We start from the raw sequence: 21839 nt of genomic DNA, 5'->3' as shown, positions 1-21839 counted from the left end.
GAGCTGACCGCGGAGTCGCCTGACCGCGGCGGGGTGCGGAGGAGCGCACCGGCACGCGGCGCACCCCTCCGCGGTCAGGCGACTCCGCGGTCAGCTCAGCTCCGCCGCGGCGTCGGCGATGAACCGCGCGACCTCCTCCGGGTGCGAGCGCATCACCAGGTGCGGCGCGTCGAGCTCGACGACCGAGCGCACGCCCGCCCGCCGGTAGCCGAACCGCTCGACGTCCGGGTTGATCGTCCGGTCCGCGGCCGCGACGACGCCCCAGCTCGGCCGGGTCCGCCAGGCGGCGACCGGGGCGGCCTCACCGAAGGCCAGAGCGGCGAGCGGGCGCTGGCCGACCGCGAGCACGGCCGCCTCGGCCGGGTCGATCCCGGCCGCGAACACCTCCGGGAACGCCGACACCGCGACCGACACGTCCGTGCCCGGCTCCGCCCCGTCGATCGGGAACGGGGTGTAGACGAGATTCGCCGGGAGGTCGGAGTCGGGGAAGGCGCCCTGCAGCTGCCCGAGGCTCTCCCCCTCCTCGAGCGCGTAGGCCGCGAGGTAGACGAGGCCGACCACGTTCTCGGCGGCGCCCGCCACCGTGATCACGGCGCCGCCGTAGGAGTGGCCCGCCAGCAGGACCGGCCCGTCGAGCTGCTCCACGAAGGAGCGAAGGTACTCCGCATCGCCCAGCAGGCTGCGGTTCGGCACGGCCGGGACGCGCACGGCGTGGCCGGCGTCGAGCAGGATCCGCGTGACCGGGGCGAAGCTCGCGGCGTCGGCGAACGCTCCGTGGACGAGGACGATGGTGGGTGCGGGCATGGGTTGTCCTTCCGGTCGGGCTGCGGTCCGGCAGCCGGCTGCGCAGCCGATCCGGACCCGGGCCGAACCTAGGACGGCGGACGGCGCGCGTCGTGACCCCGCGACTCCCCTGCCCACCGGGCGGCCGCCTGTGGCCCGCCCGAGGACACGCTCCAGCGCTCGTCCCGCCCGCTCACGGCGGGCCCGGCCCGCCACTGCGTCCACGTCCTGGTCCCGGCGGGGTCACCCTTCGACGGCTGAACCGCCCGGGATAGCGGCACCGTCGGCCGGCGGGCTCTCCGGCCGGATCGCCGGCGACAGCGGCGGATCGGCACGCGGCCTCCTGCGGCCCGAGACCCGGGCGGCGGCGCGTCAGCTCGCGAACTCCTCCGGCCAGCCCAGCGCGGCCAGCGACCGGCGCACGCGCTCGATGTCCTCCTCCAAGGGCAGCTCCGAGGTCACTCCGGCGATCGCGGTGCCGACGTCCGCGCGGGAGGCGGGCGCGTCGGCGGCGAGACCGGCGGCCACCTCGGCCACCTCCTCGTCGCTCAGACGGCGGCGGAGGAGCGCCAGCAGCGGCACGAAGTCCTGCTCGGGCAGCCCGGCCGGATAGCCGGCGCGCAACCAGCGGACGATGCGCGCGACCAGGCCCTCGCGGGTGTCCGGCTCGGCCAGCGACTCCGGGCCCGCCAGCGGCCAGCCCGCGCTCGCGAGCCGCGAGGAGACGCGGGCGACGTCCTCGGGCATCGCCGGTCCGAGCAGCAGCTGCTCGATCCGCTCGCGCACCACGGCCCGTGAGACGACCGTCTCGGCCCGCTCCGACTCCGACAGGAGCCGCGCGACGACCTGCTCGACCTCGTCCGTCGTGAGGCTGCGGCGCAGCAGGCCCAGCAGCGGGAGGTAGTCCTGCTCCGGCACGCCCGACGGGTAGCCCGCGCGCAGCCAGCCGACCACGCGGGCGACGATCCCCTCCCGCGCCGCGATCGGATCGGTCGAGGCCATGCTCAGCCCTTGGGCACGAAGGTCGGGATCACGTGCTCGAAGCTCACCGACTGGCCGAGACCCGTCGCGATGATGACGCTCAGGCCGATCACGACGGAGCCGACGACGAGGGCGAAGCAGAGCACGCCGATCCCGCGCAGCACCGGGGCGGGCAGACCGCTCCGGACCGCGGGGGCGTCCGACCCGCCCGAGGCGGGAGCACCGGCGGCGACGGCGAAGGAGCGGACGCCGACGGCGAACAGCACGGGCAGGCCCGCTCCGAGGAGCACGGCGACGATCGCCACCTGACCGGCGGCGGAGAGGAAGAGGGAGAGCACGGTGCGGATCCTTTCGCTCAGACGCCGGCGGTCTCGGGCGCGGGGCGTGCCGCCGCGTCCTGCCACTCGTCGTTGACGTTGTGCGCGCCGATGCTGTCGCGGCGCGAGCGGATGTAGATGAGGGAGGCGACGGCGACGAGGATCGCGGCCATCAGGAGGCCGCCGGCCGCGCCTCCGACGAGGTGGCCGATCCACCACATCACGGCGCCGACGAGGGCGGCGGCCGGGAGCGTGATGACCCAGGCGATCACCATGCGCAGCGCCACGCGCCAGCGCACCTGCGCTCCGGGGCGGCCGACTCCGGAGCCGAGGATCGAGCCGGTCGCGACGTGGGTGGTCGAGAGGGCGAAGCCGAGGTGGCTGGAGGCGAGAATGACCGCGGCGGAGGCGCTCTCGGCGGCCATGCCCTGCGGGGTGTCGATCTCGACGAGGCCCTTGCCGACGGTGCGGATGATCCGCCAGCCGCCGATGTAGGTGCCGAGCGAGATGGCCAGCGCGCAGCTGAGCTTGACCCAGAAGGGGACCGACTCGGTGTCGCTCCAGCCGCCGGCCGCGATCAGCGCGAGCGTGATCACTCCCATGGTCTTCTGCGCGTCGTTGGTGCCGTGCGCGAGCGAGACGAGGGAGGCGCTGCCGATCTGGCCGAAGCGGAAGCCGCGGTGGAGGCTCTTCTCGGCGAGGTTGCCGATCACCCGGAAGACGAGCCAGGTGCCGATCGCCGCGACCGCTCCGGCGAGCACGGGCGACATCAGCGCCGGGAGGATCACCTTGCCGACGACGCCGTCGAGCTTCGTGCCGTCGCCGGCCCAGTTCACGCCGTTGAGGCCGAGGCCCGCGAGAGCGGAGCCGATCAGGCCGCCGAAGAGGGCGTGCGACGAGCTCGAGGGCAGGCCGAGCAGCCAGGTCAGCAGGTTCCAGACGATGCCGCCGATGAGGCCGGCCAGCACGATCAGCAGCAGAGCCGAACCGCCGTCCTCGAGCAGCGCCGGATCGGGTGCGCCCGAGGAGTCCTGGATCTTCACGACCGCGTTGGTGACGGTCAGCGCCACCTCGATGCTGAGGAACGCACCGACGAGGTTCAGCGACGCCGAGAGGGCGACGGCGGTGCGGGGCTTCAGGGCACCGGTCGCGATGGACGTGGCCATCGCGTTCGCCGTGTCATGGAAGCCGTTGGTGAAGTCGAAGGCGAGGGCCGTGACGACGACGAGCGCGAGCAGGATGAAGGGATCCACGCAGACATGATGCTCCCGCGGCGGGAGGCGTTCCGGCGTGGTCGCGAGGCTTCACCTGCTGTTCACCTCGCGGGGCACGCCCGCCCGAGTACCCTGTGCGGATTCTCAGGCGGGCGGCGCATCGGTGGGTGCGATTCACCTGAGTCCGCACCGGCATGCGGCGCTCAGACGGGTGCGCTCAGGAGGCCGAGCGCGGCATCGGCGGGGTGAGGTCCGGGGTGTGCGCGGGGTCGGAGTCGGGGGCCGGCTCCTGCTGGGCGGCGGACTCGGCCGCGGCACCGGTGTCCTCGGCGGACTCCTGATCCTCGGCGGGCTCCTGCGAGCCGGGCAGCGGCGGGGTGAGGTCGAGGGCACCGACCGCCGGCTCGGCGGCGTGCTTCGGCGTGGTCGGGCGGTTCTCGGCCGCGGCCGCCTTCTTCGCCGCCTTCTCCTGGGTCCGCTTGAGCTTCTCGGTCTGCTCGGCCAGCTTGCGGGCCTTCTTGCGCAGCTTCTTGCTGGAGTCGCGGACCGCCTCGTGCGCCGCGCGCACCGACTTCTCGGCCTTCTTCAGCGCCTTCTTCGCGCGCTTCTGCGCCGCCTTGTCGCGTGCGTCCTTGTCGTTGCCGGTCCCGGCCATGTCCGCTCCTCCGCTCGTCGACCGCTCCGGCCGACTCCCCCACGCTACCGAGCGGCACCCGCCCCGCGAACCCGCTGGCGAGCGCGCCCGGGCCGCGCTAGGCGCGCGGGCGGCGGCCGTTCTGCGCCCGTGCCGTCCCGCCTCCCCTTCCCCCTGGTCGCCGCCTCTCCTCCTTTCTCCTCGGCTCTCGCTTCAGCCCTGCGGTGCCGTTCGCGGCTGGGAGTCGCGGGCGAGTGACCCCGCGACGGGCGCGGGTTCGGCAGGCTGGGGGCATGGTCTTCCAGCACGATCCCGGCGGCTACCAGGGCCGCGCCGGCCTCCGGCGTCCCGTGCGCGGGCCCAGGCGCGACAAGTGGATGTGGTGGCGCCTGGGCTCCGGAGTCGCGGCGACGGTCGCCGGTGTGATCGCCCTGCTCGTCTTCACCGCCGACCGCTGAGCACGCCCACCGGCGACCCGGCGCACCCCCGCCACTCCGGATCGAGAGCCGATCGATGCGCTCAACCGCTTGACTCCGGAGGTTTCTCTCAGGTCGGATCCGGCGGAACGCGGGTAGTTTGGAGGGTCGCATCGGCTCAGCCGTGCGATCAGCCCCACTGCCCCACCCGGCGCTCGCCTCCCCCCTCGAGCGTCGGCAGACCTGGAACCTCCTCTGCATGCACCGTTCGTCACGCGCCTCGACTCCCACCCCCGCAGGAGCCGAGACCGGCAGTCCGTCCGCCCTCCCGACCCGTCGCTCGCTCCGTGAGCAGGAGTCCCGCAGCCGTCGCCCCTCCCGCGGCCCGTCGCGCCCCCGCGTCTCCGCAGTCGCCGCGATGACCCTCGTGGCCGGCATCGCGATCACGTCGACGATGCCCGCGTTCGCCGTGGGCGGCACCGCCGACTCCGAGCTGACCCGCGACACGGCCACCGCCGTCGCCGCGGCCCGCCCGCAGAGCTTCGTGGCGGCCGGAGTCGTGCAGCAGAGCGTCACCCGCGACGCCTTCGCCGCCGAGGCCAAGCCCGAGGTCCTCGTGCCCACCGCGTCCCTCGACGCGATCACCGCCACCTCCGGCGAGTCGACCGCGGCCGCCGCCGGAGCGTCCGGAGCGTGGGTCGTCCCGATCTCCGGTCACATCAGCAGCAGCTACGGCCCCCGCCCCGACGCGCCGGTCGCCGGCGTGAACCTGTTCCACAAGGGCACCGATCTCGCCGGCGCCTGCGGCACGCCCGTCCTCGCGGCCTCCAGCGGCACCGTCGAGGAGGCGTTGTACCAGGGCAGCTACGGCAACTGGATCCTGCTCGACAACGGCGGCGGCATCGAGACCGGCTACGCCCACAACAGCGAGCTGATGGTGTCGGTCAACGAGACCGTCACCGTCGGCCAGGTCATCGCGCTGCGCGGCTCGACCGGCGCCTCCACCGGCTGCCACCTGCACTTCGAGACGCGGGTCGACGGCGAGGCGGTCGACGCCGTGCCGTTCATGGCCGAGCTCGGCGTCCCGATCGGCTGACGTCCTCGACGACTCGAGAACGCAGACGTCGCGGTGGCCGCTCTCGACCACCGCGACTTCTGTGTTCTCGTGAGCGCGCAGGCCGGCGTCAGGGCCCGGGGACCGTCCGCGCCCCGGTCGAGACGGCGGCCGACCAGTGCGCGTCGTCCGGCACCGTCGTCACCCTGATCTCGGCGTCCTGCTCGACGGCGATCTGCATGGTGCCCGTGTTGCCGCCTCCCGTGCCGGTGCGGGTCGTGCTCGGGCTGTAGACGCACGACGATCCGCTCGTCATCAGGCCGACGACCTCGATCGTCACCTCGGCGTCCGCGGTGTCGCAGGCGACCGAGACGGTGATGTGCAGCGGATCGCCGCTGAGGTTCACGGTCTGCGGATCGACGGGGCCGACCTGGTCGGTCCACCGCACGGCGGCGGTCGCTCCCTCGGGCAGCGTCACGGGCCCGAGCGGAGCGTCGGTGGGCGTCGCGGTCGGAGCGGCCGTCGGAGCAGCGGCGCCCGGGGCGGCGGGTGTCGCCTCCTCCGCCTGGTCGGCGCCGCTCGTGCAGCCGCTCAGAGCGAGCGCGGCGAGCAGTGCCGAGGCGCCCAGCGCGGTCGCGCGCCGTCCCGCCCGGAGCCCCGTCGCCCGGCGCGGAGCGGTCGTTCTCGTGGTGTCCATGGTGGTTCCCCCTGTCCACTGGCGTCCCTCCGGTCTACCCGAGCCCGCGCGGCCGCGGACCGCACTCTGCGGCGGTTGCCAGGGTCGGGAGCCGTGCTGCGGATCGATGGGGAGCTCCTCCGTACCGGCGCGGCGGCCCGTCGATCCGCTCGGGTGCCGCGGATGATCGGCACCGGGCGGATCCGACGCCCGCCGCTCCCGGCGCACCCCGCCGAGCCGCCCCTCTGCACCCGGAAGGCACCGCCATGATCGCCTCGAACACCTACCCCTTCGCCGGACGCACCGTCCTGGTCACCGGAGCCGGCTCCGGCATCGGCCGCTCCATCGCACGCGCTTTCCTTGAGCAGGGCGCAAGCGTCGCGGTCGCCGGGCGCACCCCCGCCACGCTCGAGGAGACCGTCGCCGGCTTCCCGGCCGAGCGCGTCCTGGTCGTGCCCACCGACGTCTCGGTCCGAGCCGAGGTCGACGCGCTCGTCGAGGGCACCGTCGCGAGGTTCGGCGGGATCGACGTCCTCGTGAACAACGCGGCCGGCCACCTCGGCGGCCCGATCGAGGAGGTGGAGGACGACGCCTGGCGCTCGCTCTTCGCCACGAACGTCGACGCCCTCTTCTACGCGGTGAAGGCGGCGCTCCCCCACCTCAAGGCGAGCCGCGGCAACATCGTCGTCGTCTCCTCCGTCTCGGGCATCCGCGGCGACTGGGGTCAGGCCGCCTACAACGCGACCAAGGGCGCGATCACGACGTTCGTGCAGTCGCTGGCCCTCGACTTCGGCGCGCACGGGGTGCGGGTCAACGCCGTCGCCCCCGCCTTCACGCAGACGCCGCTGACCGAGTCGATGGCCTCGACCCCCGAGGAGCTCGCGCCCTTCATCGACCGCATCGCCCTCGGACGCACCGGGCAGCCGGACGACATCGCCCCGCCGGTGCTGTTCCTCGCCAGCGCGGACGCGGCGTACATCACCGGCGCGATCCTGGCCGTGGACGGCGGAACGAGCGCCTCGACGGGGCAGCCGCACCTGTAGGCGGGCGAGCGGCGGATCGGCGGCGACTCGGCGACTCGCCTGCTCGGCCGGGGCGGCTCGGTCGCCCGGAAGCGGCGGCCAGGCGAATCGGGGTCGGGGGGCGGCGGCTCTGCCCAGAACCCGAGTGCTCGCGTCGGATCCTGCGGCCCCGCTCGCGAGGGTCCACCGGGCTCGACTGCGGGCGCCCGCAGCCCGGATCACTCCATCCCTGACCGCGCACTCAGACTCAACCGACACCTGTGGAGTATCGTGGAGCAATTGCATGCAGACGCATGGATACGGACTCGCCGACCACACGGCCTCCGAGCCCATCCCTCTTCGAGCAGGAGTCGTCATGACCACCACCAGCACCCGCTTCACCGACCGCGTCGTCCTCATCACCGGAGGTGGATCCGGCCTGGGCCGCGCCGCAGCCGTCCGCCTCGCCCAGGAGGGCGCGAAGCTCGCCCTCGTCGACATCTCCGAGCAGGGCCTCGCCGCCACGGTCGACGTCCTGCCCGAGGGCACCGAGTCGATCACCGTCCTCGCCGACGTGTCGAAGGAGGCGGACGTGGACGCCTATGTCGCGCGCACCCTCGAGGCCTTCGGCCGGATCGACGGCTTCTTCAACAACGCCGGCATCGAGGGCCGCCAGAACCTCACCGAGAACTTCACGGCCGACGAGTTCGACAAGGTCGTCGCGATCAACCTCCGCGGCGTGTTCCTCGGCCTCGAGAAGGTGCTGAAGGTGATGCGCGAGCAGGGCTCGGGCATGGTCGTCAACACCGCGAGCGTCGGCGGCATCACCGCGATCGGCAACCAGTCCGGCTACGCGGCCGCCAAGCACGGCGTCGTCGGCCTCACCCGCAACTCCGCGATCGAGTACGGCGAGTTCGGCATCCGCATCAACGCGATCGCGCCCGGGGCCATCTGGACCCCGATGGTCGAGAACTCGATGAAGCAGCTCGACCCGCAGAACCCGCGCAAGGCGGCCGAGGAGTTCATCCAGGTCAACCCGACCAAGCGCTACGGCGAGGCCGACGAGATCGCCTCGGTCGTCGCCTTCCTCCTCTCGGACGACGCCTCGTACGTGAACGCGACCGTCCTCCCGATCGACGGCGGTCAGTCCATCAAGTACTGAGGTCCCGCGGAGGGAGCGGAGGGAGCGCCTGCTGCGGCGGGCGAGCCCTCCGCTCTCCCGCTGACGCCGCGTCCTTCGCGAAACGGACTCGACCGCTCCTCCACAGGTGCTCCCTCCGACGGACATCCCCACCGGGCCTCCCCCACGCAGCACCCGGCACCGCAGCGGGAGCAGAATGGGGGTCGGTCCCGCCAGCGGCCGGACCTCGACCGCTACGGAGACATGCATGAACCCCACCGGGAGCTTCCGCGCCGCCCGCGACACCCTCCTGCAGCACCGCCGCGATGCGGTCGCCGCGAACGAGGCCTTCCAGTGGCCGGACGTCGGGCCCCGCTTCAACTGGGCGGTGGACTGGTTCGACGCGATCGCCATCGGCAACGAGCGCCCCGCCCTCTGGATCGTGGAGGAGGACGGCTCCGAGGAGAAGTACTCCTTCGACCGGATGCGCTGGCGCTCCGACGAGGTCGCCGCCTGGCTCCACTCGGTCGGCGTCGAGCAGGGCGATCACGTGATGCTCATGCTCGGCAACCGCCTCGAGCTCTGGGAGTCGATGCTCGCGATCATGAAGCTCGGCGCGGTCATCCTCCCCACGACGACCCTGCTCTCACCCGCCGACCTGGCCGACCGCCTCGAGCGCGGCGAGGTCGCGCACGTCATCGCGGACGCCTCCGAGACCGCCAAGTTCGACGAGATGGAGGGCGGCTTCGGCCGCATCGCGGTCGGCGGCGCCGTCGAGGGCTGGCTCGACTACGCCGACTCGCTCGAGCCCTTCGGCATCAGCCCGACCGTGGTCGTCCAGAGCTCCGATCCGTGCCTGATCTACTTCACCTCCGGCACCACCTCGAAGCCCAAGATGGTCGTGCACACGCACGAGTCGTACCCCGTCGGGCACCTCAGCACGATGTACTGGCTCGGCGTGCAGCCGGGCGACGTGCACATGGCGATCAGCTCGCCGGGCTGGGGCAAGCACGCGTGGAGCTGCTTCTTCGCGCCGTGGAACGCCGAGGCGACGGTGTTCGTCTACAACTACAGCCGCTTCTCCCCCACCGCTCTGCACCAGCAGCTCGACCGGGCCGAGGTCACCACGTTCTGCGCGCCGCCGACCGTGTGGCGGATGCTGATCCAGTCGGCGCTGGGAGCGAAGCCGCGCGCGCTGACCGAGATCCTCTCGGCGGGCGAGCCGCTCAACCCCGAGGTCATCGCGACCGTCGAGCGGGAGTGGGGACTCACCATCCGCGACGGCTACGGCCAGACCGAGACCACCGCGATCATCGCGAACCCGCCCGGCGCCCCCGTGGTCCCCGGAGCGATGGGCCGCGCGCTGCCCGGCGTCGCCATCGCCCTCGTCGATCCGCTGACCGGCGAGCCCGCCTCCACCGGTGAGATCTGCCTCGACCTGTCCGTCGAACCCGTCAACCTGATGTCCGGCTACCTCGGCGACGAGGACCGCACCGAGCGCGCCCGCGCGGACGGCTACTTCCACACCGGCGACGTGGCGGTCCGCGCGGTCGACGGCACGATCACCTTCGTCGGCCGCACCGACGACATCTTCAAGTCCTCCGACTTCAAGATCTCGCCGTTCGAGGTCGAGAGCGTGCTGCTGCAGCACCCCGCCGTCGCCGAGTCCGCAGTGGTCCCGGCTCCGGACGAGGTGCGCCACAGCGTGGTGAAGGCCTACGTCACCCTCGCCGACGGCTGGGAGCCGACCGCCGAGACGGCGAGCGCGATCTTCGCCCACACCCGCGAGCTGCTCTCCTCCTTCGAGCGGGTGCGGCGCGTCGAGTTCCACCCCCTGCCCAAGACGATCTCGGGCAAGATCCGCCGCGTCGAGCTGCGCGAGCGCGAGGAGGAGGCGTTCCGCCGCGGCGAGGAGATCCCCACGGAGTGGCGCGCCGACCGCCTCTAGGCGCGGCGGCCCTCGTCCGCCGATACACCGCCGGGATCGCCGAAGCACCGCTGAGACGGCGGCGCCTCAGCGGGGCGGTGGTGTCTCGGCGGGATGCGGTGGGCCGGGACGTCGGCCGCCGGTGACCAGCGGGAGCGGGTGCCGTCAGCACGGAACCAGCGCGGCGTCGGCGGCGTCCGGATCAGAGGCCGGCGATCAGCTCGGCGTCAGCGCGGGAGTACAGCGATCAGCTCGCCGTGGTCGCGGACGCCGGGGGCGCTGCGGCGGAGCGAGTGGGTCACCTCGAGGCAGGCCTGCTCGGCGAGGGCGCGCATCTCGGCGAGCGGATGGAACCACGCCGGTGCGACGGCGTGCGCGAACGCCTCCGAGCGCGGCCCTTCGAAGAAGCCGATCAGCAGGCTTCCGCCCGGTCGGAGGTGCGCGGCGAGCGCCGCGACCGCGCCGGGCAGCTCCGCCGGCGGCAGGTGGATGAGCGAGTACCACGCGAGAACGCCCCCGAGGCCGTCGACGTCGAGCTCGAGCGCCGAGCCGAGCCGGAACGGGACGTCCGGGAACCGCGCTCGAGCCAGCGCGACGAACTCCGGCACCGGGTCGACGCCGACCGCGGCGGCTCCGCGGCGCCGGAGAAACTCCGTCCAGTGCCCGGGCCCGCAGCCCACATCGGCGACCGTGCCCCCCAGCCCGTCGGCCCACGACCCGATCAGCTCGCGATCGGCCGCGGGCCCCGCGTCGACCGATCCGAGCAGCGCCGCGTACTCCTCCGCCCGCGCGCCGTACGCGTCCCGCACCTCGTCCATCCGGTGAGCGTAGGCCGTCTCGAAACAGCGCGCAGCGGGCACGCGGAGGCGCGTGGCACGTTCCGCGGTGCCGTTGGCACAGCTCGGCGGCACGGTCCACTGGCGCGTTCTGACGTTCTGGCGCGCCTGCCTCGTGAGCGTTCGCGCCCGGCCTCCCGAGGCGCTCCGCGAGGACGGATCATCGAGGTGCCGCGCCCCGTCCCCGCCCCGAAGGAGACCCGATGACCCCTGCCGACGCCGACGAGCAGGGGGAAGACGAGGGCGGCGTCGCGCTGCTCGCCTCGGGCGCGACCGCCCTGCTCCGCGCCGCTGGTCCTCATGGCGTCCGGAGGCGCCTCGAGGAGTCCCGCGCCCGCGCCGCGGCCCTCGGGGGAGGCCCGGGCGCGCGCGGATGCAGCGCTCCCGGCGTCCTCCCGGCCTGCCTGCGGGTCGTCGTCGGCGCCCTCCTCCTGCTGGCCGCCGGCCCGGCCTACACCGCGGCCGCCCTCGTCGCCGCAGCCCTCTGCGCACTCGCCCTCGCGCACGCCGTCCGCCGCTTCGCCCAGGACTCGGAGGGCGACCCGCCCGCCCCGGCCGCGGTCGCCGCCACGGCCGCGCTGCTCGCCTTCGCCACCGTCGCCGCGGCCCAGGGGATCCTCGGATTCACGGGCGTCCCGGCGCACCTCCGGGAGTTCGACCAGCAGGACCTGAGCTGGGCGGCCGCCCTCGTCGGAGTGGTCGCCGCGTGCGGCCTCCTGCAGCTGGCGGGACGCGCAGCGGAACCGGTGGCCGCACCGGCGGCGGGCGTCAGGCGGCGCGGCTGATGCTCGGAGCTCCGACGCTCGATGCGCCTCCGCACCTCGTCCTCGACGGCAGCGCGGTGCGGCTCGCGCCCGCGTGCGGCTCCGTCGCCGTGATCACCTTCTGGATGCAGTTCCACAACTCCGGCACCTCCGCCCTGCACGACCTCGCCCTGTTCTGCGGCTCCTTCACCGACGGCTCGGGCGCCGAGCTCGACTACGACGAGGCCCCGGTCACCGTCGTCGGCCGGCCCGAGCGGGTCGCCCCGGGAGCGGGGTTCGTGGCCGTCGCGCACTACACGATCGCGCCGCTGCGGGCGCCCCGGACGCTCCGCCACTCCATCGTGCTGCGGGGCCGCACGAGCGACGACCGGCCCTTCACCGACGTCGCCGCGCTCGAGGTCCACGTCGATCCGAGGCGCACTCCCGAGGTCAGGTTCCGTCCCCCGATGGCGGGATCCGACACCTTGCGGTGGAGGTGAGCGACGATGCGATCGCATGAAGACTTCTCACCACCGGGCCGGATCGGCCAGGGTAGAGGGATCGCGTCGTACGGAGGACGCGCCAGAGGAAAGGACTCCGCCGTGAGGGGAATCGCAGAAGGCAGCCGACCGATCGTCGATCGCGGGGTGTCCCGCCGGGACACGGCGGCGGCCGCGTGGCTGGCGCAGAGCGGCGTCGACGTCCGCGCGAACGGCGCGTTCCGCATCGTGGCCGACACCCTCTGCAGCGACGGCGTCGACGTGCTCCGGATCTGGCACTCGCCGGCCCGCCTGCACCGCACCTCCGCCGCCGGCCCGGGCGTCCGCCTGATCATCCCGCTCGAGGGCGCGCTCGTGATCCAGCCGGACGATCCGGCGGCGCTCGAGGTCCGCGTCGCGCCGGGCGACATCGCCTTCCTCCACTGCGACTCCCCGTTCACGATCGTGACCGACACCCCGAGCGCCCGCACCGAGATCGCCCTCGACCGCCCGCTGCTGGGTCTGGTCGACTCGGCCGACCGTGGCGCCGTCGTCACCGAGGCCGACGCGGCCAGCCGCGGCATCCTGCTCTCGACCGTCAACGCGACCTTCGGCTCCACCCTCGACGCCGACTCCCCCGCCTTCCCCCTGGTGCGGGCCGCCGTCGAGCAGCTGGCGGGCGCTGTGCTGGCGACCTCGCTGCCGCGCGAGAGCAGCGAGGACGTCTACACGCGCGCCCTCGCCCTGATCGCCGCGATGTCCACCGACCCCCGCCTCTCGGTCCAGGAGATCTGCGAGCGCCTCGGCGTCCCGAAGCGGACGCTGCAGCGCACCTTCGCGCGGAACGGCACCACCGTGTTCGACGAGATCCGCCGCGCACGCCTCACGACCGCGCGCGCCCTCCTCGGCGGGAGCGACTCCCCGCCCTCGCCCGAGCACGTGCTGAGCAGCTACGTCCGCTCGCAGCGCCTGCGCCGCGACCTGCTCCATCTCGAGACGGTGCCCGCCTCGAAGCTGGGCTGACCCCGGGGCCGCAGCGCTCGCAGGGTCGGTGGGCACGGTCGGCGACGGAGGTCACCTCGTTTGCGCGCCTCCGGTCCGGACGCTCCGGCTCGGAGGCACCGCCTCCGCAGCCGCCCCGCGGTCAACCCGGGTACGGCACCGACGCCGCCGGCCACCCCGAGGCCGCGAGCTCCGCGCGCAGACGATGGTGGTGCTGCACCGCGCCGAGGGAGTCGGTGCGGAAGGCGATGGCGAGGGCCGCGTCGGCCCAGTAGGCGTCCCAGCCGGAGTAGCGCTCGAAGACGCGGTCGCCGACCGCGGCCAGCAGCTCCCAGGCGCGCGCCGCCGGGAGGTAGCCGGCGACGTAGGCGTAGCGGATCGCGCCGATCGTGCGCTCGGCGTCGCCCGCGAGCAGGAGCAGCGGCGGACGCCCGTCGACCGCCTGGGCGAGCTCGAGGAGGTGGAACTCGCTGCCGCCCGTGAGCGCGGCGACCCGGGAGCGCATCCGCTCGGCGTCGGCGGAGGCCGAGACCTCGGCGAAGCGGGTCGAGAGCGGCCCGCGGGTGAGCACGTCGGCGACCAGCAGCTCCACGTCGTCGGCCGAGGCGATGCGGAAGTCGCGGTCGAGCGCGACCCGGTGCTCGACGAGCGGATGCAGCGGCAGCTGCTGCCAGGGCGCTCCTTTCGCTCCGTCGGCGTAGCGGCGCCGCAGCTCCTCCGGGAGCTCGGCCCAGGAGGGCTGGAACGCGAGGGAGGAGTTCCAGCCGGCGAACGAGAAGTCGCTGACCGCGTCGAGCGCGAGCAGCTGCTGCTGGCGGAGGGACGGGGTCGGCGAGTCGGCCGCGCCGAGGTAGGCGAGCTGCTCGCGGCGCGGCGCGCGCGCATCCCACTGCTGGAAGCCGACCGTGGCGGCGAGCAGCCCGAAGGCCAGAGCGAACGCGAACGCCGTGAACGCGACGACGCTCTCGCCGCCGCCGAGCGCGAGCCCCCATGCGAAGCCGACCAGGCCCACCGGAGCCGCGAAGGCCGTCACCAGGAGGGCGCGGCGTCCGGCGCCCTGCCCGCGCCGGTGCGCATCGGCCGCCCGCGCGTAGCGCAGCCGGGGTCGGACGGGGAACTCGACGTCTCCGGGATGGTTCTGCAGCGGCACGGTCGCAGCCTAGGGGCGCGGGTCCCGTCGATGTGTGCTTGCCTGGTCGCATGACTCTCGCCGAAGCACTCCTCGAGCGGGCCGACCTGCAGAAGCGGATCGAGGCCCTCCAGTCGCGGATCGTCGCGAACGCCTCCTACCAGGAGGGAGAGGAGCCGACCGAGGACCCGGCCGAGCTGCTCGCCGACTGCACGCGCGCACTGGGCGAGCTCGAGCGGCTGGTCACGGCGATCAACCTCACCAACGCGACGGCGACCACTCCCACCGGCGAGGTGCTGACCGCGGCGCTCGCCCGGCGCGAGGCCCTGCGCGCCCGGCACAGCCTCCTGACCCGCGCGGCCGACGCGGCCGCCGGCGAGCGCGGCTACCGCCAGCTCCGGAGCGAGCTGCGCCGCCTGCCCGCGCTGCCGGTGCGGGAGCTGCGCGAGCAGGCGGACGCCGTGGCGCGCGAGCTGCGCGGGCTCGACGCCGACGTCCAGAGGACGAACTGGGGGGTCGAGCTGCAGAGCTGACACGAGACGCGGTGAGTCGGTAGGCGTACCGGAGCGAGCACGCACCGTCGGGCCGGCGGTTCATCCGGCCCTCTGTCACGCGGTGGGCAGCGTCCCGGCTCCGGCCGTCACTCACAGCCCAGCACCGAGGACCGGTGACCGCGCAGACAGGACACCTCATCACCATGTGCTGGCCGGTGCGCCGAGGGCGGGTTCGGGGACCTCACCGCGTCTCGGGCGTGCGCGGACGCACGTAGGGTCGGGGCGGGATCTGCTCGAACGCGCACGTGGACGCACGCCGCGCTCGGGGCAGCGGCTCCTCGAACGGGCACGTGGACGCCTGCCGGGTCCGGGCCGGTGTCCGGCCGGTCGCGCCCGCCCTCCCCGCCGCTCAGTACTCGATGCGCCCGCGCCGGTCGTGGAACTCGCCCGTCGGCCCGTCGGAGCCGAGCAGGGCGAGCGCGACGGTCGCGTCCGTGCCCTCGGTGACGGTCTGGTGCCCGCCGTGTCCGTTGAAGTCGGTCGCGGTGTAGCCGGGGTCGCTCGCGTTGATCCGCATCGCCGGCAGGTTCTTCGCGTACTGCACGGTGAGCGCGACGACCGCCGCCTTCGATGCCGCGTAGGGGATCGCGGTGACGGGGAACTCGTCGTGGCCCTCGGTGCTCAGCCAGCGCGGCCAGCCGACTCCGGACGCCACGTTCACGACGACCGGGGCCGCGGAGGCCTGCAGCAGCGGGAGCGCGGCCTGTGTGACGCGGACGATGCCGACGACGTTCGTCTCGAGGACGCCCGCCATCGCCTCCGGGGTGAGGTCGTCGACGCCGAACGAGGTGCCCAGCACTCCGGCGTTGTTGACGAGCACGTCGAGCCCGGGCAGGGAGGCGATCGCGGAGTCGACGCTCGCCTGATCGGTGACGTCGAGGCGGACGGGGTGGGCGCCGAGCGCGCGGGCGGCGTCGCCGTCGGCGGTGTCGCGCATGCCGGCGTAGACGGTGTGGCCCGCCTCGAGGAGTCGGCGGGCGGTCTCGAGGCCGAGGGAGCGGTTCGCTCCGGTGATGAGTGTCGTGGTCATGGGCCCATCCTGCGCGGGTGGTCGGGCCTCGACCAGGCCGCGCTCGACGGGGGGACCGGCAGTACCTGGCTCGGCGACGGCGGGCGGAGGAGGATGGGCGGCATGGAGGAGTTCGCCACGGTGCTGCGCTCGTGGCGCGACCGCATCCGTCCCGCCGACGTCGGCCTGCCCGCGGGCTCGAGCCGCCGCGCCACGGGCCTGCGCCGCGAGGAGCTGGCGGCGCTCTCGGGCGTGAGCGTCGACTACCTCGTGCGGCTCGAGCAGGGACGCGCACGGAACCCGTCGCCGTCGATGCTCCGCTCTCTCGCGGTGGCGCTCCGGCTCACGGACAGCGAGCGCGACCACCTCTACCGGGTCGCCGGTGCCGCCGTCCCCTCGCCGGGCGTCGTGCCGCAGCACGTGAGCCCGGGCGTGCAGCGGATCGTCGACCGCCTGGGCGACGTGCCGCTCGCGGTGTTCACGGCGGCCCACGACATCCTGCTGTGGAACCCGCTCTGGGCCGCCCTCAACGGCGACCCCTCGGTGTTCACCGGGCTGGAGCGGAACCTCGTCTGGCGGCACTTCACCTCCGGACACGCGGGCACCGAGTTCGACGCGCAGCACGAGGAGGACTTCGCGAGCGACCTCGCGGCCGACCTGCGCGCGGCGACCGGGCGCTACCCGCGCGATCCGGCGCTCGCCGCCCTCGTCGCCCGGCTGCGGGAGGAGTCGCCCGTGTTCGAGCGGCGCTGGGCGGAGGCGCGCATCGCCGAGCACCGCGCGAGCCGGAAGACGGTGACGCGGACGCCCGTCGGACCGATCACGATCGACTGCGACGTGCTCACGGCTCCGGGCACCGACCTGCGGATCGTCGTCTACACGGTGGCGCCGGGCAGCGAGGACGAGGCGCGGCTCGACCTGCTGCGGGTGACGGGGCTGCAGGCGCTGAGCACGGCGCCGGCGTGAGGCGGACGGGCGCGGCTGGGGCGCGCACAGCGGAGCGGGGCGCTGGCTGAACCGGGCTGAGCTAGTCGAGCGGGCTGAGCCGAGCCGAGCCGGGCGGGGTAGGCCGGGCTCGTCCCACGGCGGGCGGGACCGGCTCGGCGCGGCCGACGGCGCAACCTGCCGATGCGGGCGAGCGGCGGCGAGTGACGGCCGAGGTGCACGGCGAGGCGCGTCTGCGGGGACGTCCGCACCCCCGGACCCCCGCCTCCCTGCTCAGGACGCGCAGTACGCGGTGATGAATGCGTAGAGCTCGCCCTTCTGCTCGGGGGTCGCGGCGACGACGACGGTGCCCTGCCGGCCCGCGGTCTCGACGGTGACCGGCAGGCGCGTGCCGACCTTGTCCTCGGCGAGCGCGTGGGTGTCGCAGCGGGTGGGGACGGCGTCCAGGACCACGGAGTCGAGGGTCCCGGCGGGCACGGAGCGGTCGAGGGTCCAGGCGTCGGCGGCGTCGGGCGGCTGCAGCAGGATCGTGGCGTCGACGCTGCGGAGCACGAGGGGGGTGCCCCGGACGTCGGCGGTGATCGTGAGGCGCGCCGGCTCGTGCGCGGCGCCTCCGGACGTGTCGATCCGCAGGGCGAGGTCGGCGTCGACGGTGCGGGCGAAGCATCCGGACCGGGCGAGAGCGTCGACGAACGAGAACGGGTCGTCGGCGGGGTACGCGCGCTCGCCGTGGCCGTCGATGGCGAGGACGACCTCGAGCGCAGCGGGCGCCTCCGCGGCAGGGCAGGCGGGCTCGGGCACGTCGACGCGGAGGTCTCGCGAGGTCCCGTCGGGGACGCCCGTGCCGCCGGTCCAGGTGAGCGGGGCGGCGAGGCGCGGGTCGGTGAGGCGGGCCGCGGTGACCTCGATCGGGGCGCCCCGAGCGGCACCGCGGCGGCGAGGGCGCGGAGGCGTCGCATCGTGCCTCCCTCCGCTCGCCGTCAGTCTGGCGCCCCGGCCCCCTCTCCGCGAGCGGGCGCTCCGCCTCCCCAGCTCGATCGATGCGTCACGAACGGTCGCCACGGCGGGCGGATGACGACCGTTCGTGACGCATCGCCGGAGCGACAGGGGGTGAGGACCCGGGGACGCGCACCCATCCGGGTGTGCGTCCGCTCCGAAGAGAGGCGGGGATTTCAGGAGGAGACAGATGGCACGCGGCAGATGGCACGTCGGCACGATCGTCGCGCGAGTGCGCGCATCCGCAGCGATCGGGGCCTCCGGGCTCGACGCGGTGGAGCGGGCGGAGCGCCGGACCGAGGTCCTGCGCATCGCCGGAGGAGTCGACTCCGGCCGTCTCGGCGACGACCAGGCGATCGCGGCGTTCGGCCGGATCGTCGACGGCCTGCAGAGCGACCTGCCCGGCTCGGCGCTCGGCGTCTAGCCCGCGAGGCCGGCGTCCCGGTACCCGCCCGGAGCGGACACCCGCCGGGCCGACATCCCGAGCCTCCGCGGCGCTGAGACCCGCCGGGCGAGCGTGCCGACGGCCCACTGGGCGCGGAGACCCGGCACCCCGAGCGCCCGCGCGCCGCGGAGCCCCGCTACCCCAGCGTCCCGAGCGCGATCCGCGGCAGCAGCCGCTGGATCGCGACGGCCGCCGCGCCGCGCGCCCACTCCACGAGCCCGCCGTCGTCGACGAGCAGCGCCAGGGGCGGAGCGTCCGGGTCGCGCGTGGCCGCGATCGCGGCGTCCACCACCGCGGCCTGCTCCGAGTAGAGGGCGACGCCCTCCCCGGCCAGGATCACCGTGCCGGACATCGAGAGGTTGCCGATCGCGGCGATCATCGTCCCGAGCGCGTTGCCGGAGTCGGCGAGGATGCGCTCGGCACCGGGGTCGCCCGCGCGAGCGGCGGCGAAGCCCTCGGCCAGGTTCAGCTCGCGGCCGGTGGCGACGAAGAGCTGGCGGAGGAGCGAGGGCAGGCTGAGCATCGCGGTCGAGCAGCCGCGGTGGCCGGCCTCGCAGACGGGCCCGGTGGGATCCAGCGGGTAGTGGCCGCCCAGGCCGAGCCCCGCCTCCGGGGGCGCGACCACCCGGTCGTGCACCACCAGTCCGTAGCCCACGCCCGCGCCGACGGTGAGCACCGCGAAGTGCGGGATGCCGCGGCCTCGCCCGAACCAGTGCTCGGCTCCCGTGAGCGCGACCACGTCGTTCTCGAGGGCGACCGGCAGCCCGAGGGCAGCGGAGAGCGGAGCGGCGAGGTCGACGTCGCGCCAGCCGAGGAACGGCGCGCGGCTCACCCGGCCGTCGGCGGCGATGCTCCCGCCGAGCGTCACGCCCAGGCCGGCGAAGGCGGAGGGGCCGCCGAGCTCGTCGACGACCGAGACGATCGCGGCGATCACGTCGGCGGGCTCCGTGCCCGGCAGCGGGCGGACCAGCTCCCGCTCGGTGCGCGCGCGCAGGTCGGTGCGGACGGCGAGGACCTCGGTGCCGGTGATCTTCACGCCCGCGAAGCTCAGCGCGTCGGCGCGGATGTCGAGCGGCCGGGCGGGGCGGCCGACTCCGGTGCTCTGCTCGGGGCCCTCGACGACCAGGCCGCCGTCGAGGAACGGGCGCGCGAGCCGGGTCAGGCTGGCGGGCGAGAGGCCGAGGCGGCGGCCGAGCTCGGCCCGCGAGACGGGACCGTGGATCAGGACCTCGCGCGCCAGGAGCTCGGAGGAGCTCCCGGAGGCGTCCTCGGCGACGATGGTGTCGGTCACGGGGCTCCTTCTTTCCGGCCTGGTAGAAAGCTACCGGTAGCGCGCCGCCCCAGGAACAGATCCGGCCACTCGCGCCGCTCTTGACACCCCTATTACTTCTGCTCTAGAAATAAGCCATGCACCGCAGCATCGCCCCCACGAACGACTCCGTGACCCTCTCCGGCCGGGAATCGCGCCTCTTCCACTTGCAGGACGGGGGCACCAGCGTCGTCGTCGACGCCCGCCTCGTCACCTTCCCCACTATCGTGCACTGGGGCGCCGCGCTCGGAGATCTTTCCGCCGCCGAACTATCCGCCCTGGCAGACGCCGCCCTCCCCCAGCGCGTCTCGGGCGGGCTCGACGCCTTCGCGCCGTTCGGCCTCGTCGCCGTCGAGGCCGACGGCTGGCAGCACGCCCCCACCTTCGAGGGCACCCACGAGCGCGCGGCCGCGTCGGAGCGGTTCGAGGTCGAGAGCATCGAGGCGCTCGGCTCCGCCCTCCGGACCGTCGCCACGGGCGCGGGCGTCCGGCTGACCGTGGACCTCGAGGTCGATGCGGCCGGCCTGCTCACCCAGCGCGCCCGGGTCGAGAACCTCGACGCCCGCCCGTTCCGCCTCGAGCGCTTCGAGCTCGGCTTCCCGCTCCCCGCGACCGCGCGCGAGATCCTCGACACCACCGGGCACCACCTCCGCGAGCGCCACCCGCAGCGCCGCCCGCTGACCATCGGCGAGCACACCCGCCGCACCCGCCGCGGCCGCCCCGGCGCCGACGCGACCCTCCTCCTCGCCGCGGGCACGCCCGGCTTCGGCTGGGAGCGCGGGCTCGTGCACGGCGTCCACCTCGGCTGGAGCGGCGACACCTCGCTCCGCGCCGAGCGCACCGTCGAGGGCGTCTCGCTCCTCGCGGCCGGCGAGCTGCTGCGGCCCGCCGAGATCGAGCTCGCGCAGGGCGAGAGCTACGAGACCCCGGTCGCCTACGGCTCCTGGGGCGACGGGCTCAGCGCTCTGCAGGCCCGGTTCCACGCGTCGCTCCGCGCCCGCCCGCAGCACCCCGTCGCTCCGCGGCCCGTCACCCTCAACACCTGGGAGGCCGTCTACTTCGACCACGAGCTCGCTCGCCTCACCGCCCTCGCCGAGCGGGCCGCGCGGATCGGGGTCGAGCGCTTCGTGCTCGACGACGGCTGGTTCCTCGGCCGCCGCGACGACACCGCGGCGCTCGGCGACTGGACCGTCGACCCTTCGGTCTGGCCGGAGGGCCTCACTCCGCTGACGGACGTCGTCACCGGCCTGGGCATGCAGTTCGGCCTCTGGGTGGAGCCCGAGATGATCAGCCCCGACTCCGACCTGGCCCGCGCGCACCCGGAGTGGATCCTCGGCCCGGCCGGCCACCTCCCGGCCTCGGGGCGGCAGCAGCAGGTCCTCGACCTCTCGCAGCGCGGCGCGTTCGAGCACGTGCTCGACGCCCTCGACGCGCTGCTGACGGAGTACCCGATCGCGTACCTCAAGTGGGACCACAACCGCGACGTGATCGAGGCGGTCTCGCCCGCCACCGGTCGCTCCGCCGTCCATGAGAACGTGCTCGCGCTCTACCGCCTGCTCGACGAGCTGCGCTCCCGGCATCCCGGCGTCGAGATCGAGTCGTGCGCCTCCGGGGGCGCCCGCGTCGACCTCGGGATCCTCGCCCGCACCGATCGCATCTGGACGAGCGACTGCATCGACCCGCTCGAGCGGCAGACCATCCAGCCCTTCACCCAGCTGGTGGTGCCGCCCGAGCTGATGGGGCAGCACATCGGAGGGCCGCGGTCGCACTCGACGCAGCGCACCCACTCGCTCGCCTTCCGCGCCGGCACCGCGCTGCCCGGCCACCTCGGCATCGAGTGGGACGTCTCGGATCTCGCCCCCGCCGTCGAGGAGGAGCTGACCGCCTGGGTCGCCTTCCACCGCGAGCACCGGGCGCTGCTGCACACCGGGACGGTCGTGCGCGCCGACCTCGCCGACGACGCCGCCTCGCTCTCCGGAGTCGTCGCCGCCGACCGCTCCGCCGCCCTCTTCACCTTCGCCCAGCTGCGCACCGGCGAGACCTACCCGCCCGGCCGGATCACGCTCCCGGGCCTGGATCCGGAGCGCACCTACTCCGTGGCGCTCGCCCCGGTCACGTCGCCGCTCGGCGGCCCCGGGCAGTCGCCGCTCGGCTGGGCCGAGCACGGGACCGCGCTCCGCGGCCGCGTGCTGGGCACCGTCGGGCTCCAGGCCCCCGTCCTCGATCCGGAGCAGCTCGTCGTGCTCGTGCTCACCGCCCTCTGACCCGC

23 protein-coding genes are annotated in these 21839 nt (G+C 74.5%); 12 read left to right on the top strand and 11 right to left on the bottom strand.

Annotation, left to right across the window (positions count from 1 at the left end):
• Nucleotides 1–90: 90 nt before the first annotated feature.
• From C5C71_RS15770 to C5C71_RS15750, 5 genes are all read right to left on the bottom strand, one after another.
• The gene (locus C5C71_RS15770; protein WP_104338051.1) at nucleotides 91–804 is read right to left on the bottom strand and encodes an alpha/beta fold hydrolase; all 714 of its coding nucleotides are present in this window, start codon (nucleotides 802–804) and stop codon (nucleotides 91–93) included.
• Nucleotides 805–1155: 351 nt separating this feature from the next.
• Complete coding sequence (locus C5C71_RS15765) at nucleotides 1156–1785, bottom strand: DUF3349 domain-containing protein (RefSeq protein ID WP_104338050.1); 630 nt, start codon at nucleotides 1783–1785, stop codon at nucleotides 1156–1158.
• Nucleotides 1786–1787: 2 nt separating this feature from the next.
• On the bottom strand, nucleotides 1788–2102 hold the full coding sequence (locus tag C5C71_RS15760) for a hypothetical protein (RefSeq protein ID WP_104248160.1): 315 nt from the start codon (nucleotides 2100–2102) through the stop codon (nucleotides 1788–1790).
• A gap of 17 nt (nucleotides 2103–2119) precedes the next feature.
• A complete protein-coding gene (locus C5C71_RS15755; RefSeq protein ID WP_104224012.1) occupies nucleotides 2120–3334 on the bottom strand; it encodes an inorganic phosphate transporter in 1215 nt (404 codons plus the stop codon).
• A 178-nt stretch (nucleotides 3335–3512) separates the two neighbouring features.
• Nucleotides 3513–3950, bottom strand: coding sequence for a hypothetical protein (locus C5C71_RS15750; protein ID WP_104288719.1), 438 nt, complete (start codon nucleotides 3948–3950; stop codon nucleotides 3513–3515).
• A 272-nt stretch (nucleotides 3951–4222) separates the two neighbouring features.
• Here C5C71_RS15750 and C5C71_RS17710 point away from each other — a divergent pair, with 272 nt between their 5' ends.
• Both C5C71_RS17710 and C5C71_RS15745 read left to right on the top strand, forming a co-directional pair.
• Nucleotides 4223–4387, top strand: a complete 165-nt coding sequence (locus C5C71_RS17710) for a hypothetical protein (protein ID WP_159940529.1) — start codon at nucleotides 4223–4225, stop codon at nucleotides 4385–4387.
• Nucleotides 4388–4604: 217 nt separating this feature from the next.
• Entirely contained in the window at nucleotides 4605–5441 is an 837-nt protein-coding gene (locus C5C71_RS15745) for a M23 family metallopeptidase (RefSeq protein ID WP_104338049.1), read from the top strand.
• 88 nt (nucleotides 5442–5529) lie between these two features.
• Here C5C71_RS15745 and C5C71_RS15740 read toward each other — a convergent pair whose 3' ends face one another.
• Nucleotides 5530–6096, bottom strand: coding sequence for a hypothetical protein (locus C5C71_RS15740; protein ID WP_104261232.1), 567 nt, complete (start codon nucleotides 6094–6096; stop codon nucleotides 5530–5532).
• 245 nt (nucleotides 6097–6341) lie between these two features.
• On the opposite strand from C5C71_RS15740, the gene C5C71_RS15735 reads away from it, so the two are divergent.
• From C5C71_RS15735 to C5C71_RS15725, 3 genes are all read left to right on the top strand, one after another.
• Nucleotides 6342–7118 (top strand): SDR family NAD(P)-dependent oxidoreductase, encoded by a 777-nt coding sequence (locus tag C5C71_RS15735; protein WP_258063352.1) that lies wholly within the window; start codon nucleotides 6342–6344, stop codon nucleotides 7116–7118.
• Nucleotides 7119–7452: 334 nt separating this feature from the next.
• Nucleotides 7453–8238 carry a glucose 1-dehydrogenase gene (locus C5C71_RS15730; RefSeq protein WP_258063242.1) on the top strand — a complete coding sequence of 262 codons (786 nt, stop codon included), beginning with the start codon at nucleotides 7453–7455 and terminating at the stop codon, nucleotides 8236–8238.
• Between the two features lie 226 nt (nucleotides 8239–8464).
• A complete protein-coding gene (locus C5C71_RS15725; RefSeq protein ID WP_104287985.1) occupies nucleotides 8465–10144 on the top strand; it encodes an AMP-binding protein in 1680 nt (559 codons plus the stop codon).
• A gap of 206 nt (nucleotides 10145–10350) precedes the next feature.
• Here C5C71_RS15725 and C5C71_RS15720 read toward each other — a convergent pair whose 3' ends face one another.
• Nucleotides 10351–10941: a trans-aconitate 2-methyltransferase gene (locus tag C5C71_RS15720; protein ID WP_104338048.1), complete on the bottom strand. Its 591-nt coding sequence runs from the start codon at nucleotides 10939–10941 to the stop codon at nucleotides 10351–10353.
• A 221-nt stretch (nucleotides 10942–11162) separates the two neighbouring features.
• Here C5C71_RS15720 and C5C71_RS15715 point away from each other — a divergent pair, with 221 nt between their 5' ends.
• The 3 genes from C5C71_RS15715 (at nucleotide 11163) to C5C71_RS15705 (ending at nucleotide 13204) form a co-directional block, all read left to right on the top strand.
• Nucleotides 11163–11744 (top strand): hypothetical protein, encoded by a 582-nt coding sequence (locus tag C5C71_RS15715; RefSeq protein WP_104338047.1) that lies wholly within the window; start codon nucleotides 11163–11165, stop codon nucleotides 11742–11744.
• A complete protein-coding gene (locus tag C5C71_RS15710) occupies nucleotides 11744–12202 on the top strand; it encodes a hypothetical protein (RefSeq protein ID WP_104227480.1) in 459 nt (152 codons plus the stop codon). The genes C5C71_RS15715 and C5C71_RS15710 overlap by 1 nt, the downstream gene beginning before the upstream one ends.
• Nucleotides 12203–12349: 147 nt before the next feature.
• Nucleotides 12350–13204: a helix-turn-helix domain-containing protein gene (locus tag C5C71_RS15705; protein WP_181027279.1), complete on the top strand. Its 855-nt coding sequence runs from the start codon at nucleotides 12350–12352 to the stop codon at nucleotides 13202–13204.
• Between the two features lie 121 nt (nucleotides 13205–13325).
• Here the strand turns inward: C5C71_RS15705 and C5C71_RS15700 are convergent, their stop codons facing one another.
• The gene (locus C5C71_RS15700; RefSeq protein WP_104224022.1) at nucleotides 13326–14333 is read right to left on the bottom strand and encodes a DUF1266 domain-containing protein; all 1008 of its coding nucleotides are present in this window, start codon (nucleotides 14331–14333) and stop codon (nucleotides 13326–13328) included.
• A 50-nt stretch (nucleotides 14334–14383) separates the two neighbouring features.
• Here C5C71_RS15700 and C5C71_RS15695 point away from each other — a divergent pair, with 50 nt between their 5' ends.
• Nucleotides 14384–14845: a DIP1984 family protein gene (locus C5C71_RS15695; protein WP_104224023.1), complete on the top strand. Its 462-nt coding sequence runs from the start codon at nucleotides 14384–14386 to the stop codon at nucleotides 14843–14845.
• 370 nt (nucleotides 14846–15215) lie between these two features.
• Here the strand turns inward: C5C71_RS15695 and C5C71_RS15690 are convergent, their stop codons facing one another.
• Nucleotides 15216–15896, bottom strand: coding sequence for an SDR family NAD(P)-dependent oxidoreductase (locus tag C5C71_RS15690; protein ID WP_104232897.1), 681 nt, complete (start codon nucleotides 15894–15896; stop codon nucleotides 15216–15218).
• Nucleotides 15897–15998: 102 nt separating this feature from the next.
• Here C5C71_RS15690 and C5C71_RS15685 point away from each other — a divergent pair, with 102 nt between their 5' ends.
• On the top strand, nucleotides 15999–16841 hold the full coding sequence (locus C5C71_RS15685; protein ID WP_104338046.1) for a helix-turn-helix transcriptional regulator: 843 nt from the start codon (nucleotides 15999–16001) through the stop codon (nucleotides 16839–16841).
• A gap of 252 nt (nucleotides 16842–17093) precedes the next feature.
• Here the strand turns inward: C5C71_RS15685 and C5C71_RS15680 are convergent, their stop codons facing one another.
• Entirely contained in the window at nucleotides 17094–17621 is a 528-nt protein-coding gene (locus tag C5C71_RS15680; protein WP_146084505.1) for a hypothetical protein, read from the bottom strand.
• Between the two features lie 385 nt (nucleotides 17622–18006).
• Here C5C71_RS15680 and C5C71_RS15675 point away from each other — a divergent pair, with 385 nt between their 5' ends.
• Entirely contained in the window at nucleotides 18007–18240 is a 234-nt protein-coding gene (locus C5C71_RS15675; protein ID WP_104269771.1) for a hypothetical protein, read from the top strand.
• Between the two features lie 157 nt (nucleotides 18241–18397).
• On the opposite strand, the gene C5C71_RS15670 is transcribed toward C5C71_RS15675, so the two are convergent.
• A complete protein-coding gene (locus C5C71_RS15670; protein ID WP_104338043.1) occupies nucleotides 18398–19552 on the bottom strand; it encodes an ROK family transcriptional regulator in 1155 nt (384 codons plus the stop codon).
• Between the two features lie 116 nt (nucleotides 19553–19668).
• Here C5C71_RS15670 and C5C71_RS15665 point away from each other — a divergent pair, with 116 nt between their 5' ends.
• Nucleotides 19669–21834: an alpha-galactosidase gene (locus C5C71_RS15665; RefSeq protein ID WP_104338042.1), complete on the top strand. Its 2166-nt coding sequence runs from the start codon at nucleotides 19669–19671 to the stop codon at nucleotides 21832–21834.
• Nucleotides 21835–21839: the final 5 nt, after the last annotated feature.

Source organism: Rathayibacter sp. AY1C1 (assembly GCF_002932105.1).
GTDB lineage: Bacteria > Actinomycetota > Actinomycetes > Actinomycetales > Microbacteriaceae > Rathayibacter.
This window is presented reverse-complemented; position numbering and strand designations above follow the sequence as displayed.

Bases quoted from the DNA above. Each gene is read 5' to 3' on its own strand.
- C5C71_RS15770 (WP_104338051.1), bottom strand. From the start codon at position 804: ATGCCCGCACCCACCATCGTCCTCGTCCACGGAGCGTTCGCCGACGCC.
- C5C71_RS15765 (WP_104338050.1), bottom strand. From the start codon at position 1,785: ATGGCCTCGACCGATCCGATCGCGGCGCGGGAGGGGATCGTCGCCCGC.
- C5C71_RS15750 (WP_104288719.1), bottom strand. From the start codon at position 3,950: ATGGCCGGGACCGGCAACGACAAGGACGCACGCGACAAGGCGGCGCAG.
- C5C71_RS17710 (WP_159940529.1), top strand. From the start codon at position 4,223: ATGGTCTTCCAGCACGATCCCGGCGGCTACCAGGGCCGCGCCGGCCTC.
- C5C71_RS15745 (WP_104338049.1), top strand. From the start codon at position 4,605: ATGCACCGTTCGTCACGCGCCTCGACTCCCACCCCCGCAGGAGCCGAG.
- C5C71_RS15740 (WP_104261232.1), bottom strand. From the start codon at position 6,096: ATGGACACCACGAGAACGACCGCTCCGCGCCGGGCGACGGGGCTCCGG.
- C5C71_RS15735 (WP_258063352.1), top strand. From the start codon at position 6,342: ATGATCGCCTCGAACACCTACCCCTTCGCCGGACGCACCGTCCTGGTC.
- C5C71_RS15730 (WP_258063242.1), top strand. From the start codon at position 7,453: ATGACCACCACCAGCACCCGCTTCACCGACCGCGTCGTCCTCATCACC.
- C5C71_RS15725 (WP_104287985.1), top strand. From the start codon at position 8,465: ATGAACCCCACCGGGAGCTTCCGCGCCGCCCGCGACACCCTCCTGCAG.
- C5C71_RS15720 (WP_104338048.1), bottom strand. From the start codon at position 10,941: ATGGACGAGGTGCGGGACGCGTACGGCGCGCGGGCGGAGGAGTACGCG.
- C5C71_RS15715 (WP_104338047.1), top strand. From the start codon at position 11,163: ATGACCCCTGCCGACGCCGACGAGCAGGGGGAAGACGAGGGCGGCGTC.
- C5C71_RS15710 (WP_104227480.1), top strand. From the start codon at position 11,744: ATGCTCGGAGCTCCGACGCTCGATGCGCCTCCGCACCTCGTCCTCGAC.
- C5C71_RS15695 (WP_104224023.1), top strand. From the start codon at position 14,384: ATGACTCTCGCCGAAGCACTCCTCGAGCGGGCCGACCTGCAGAAGCGG.
- C5C71_RS15690 (WP_104232897.1), bottom strand. From the start codon at position 15,896: ATGACCACGACACTCATCACCGGAGCGAACCGCTCCCTCGGCCTCGAG.
- C5C71_RS15685 (WP_104338046.1), top strand. From the start codon at position 15,999: ATGGAGGAGTTCGCCACGGTGCTGCGCTCGTGGCGCGACCGCATCCGT.
- C5C71_RS15675 (WP_104269771.1), top strand. From the start codon at position 18,007: ATGGCACGCGGCAGATGGCACGTCGGCACGATCGTCGCGCGAGTGCGC.
- C5C71_RS15665 (WP_104338042.1), top strand. From the start codon at position 19,669: ATGCACCGCAGCATCGCCCCCACGAACGACTCCGTGACCCTCTCCGGC.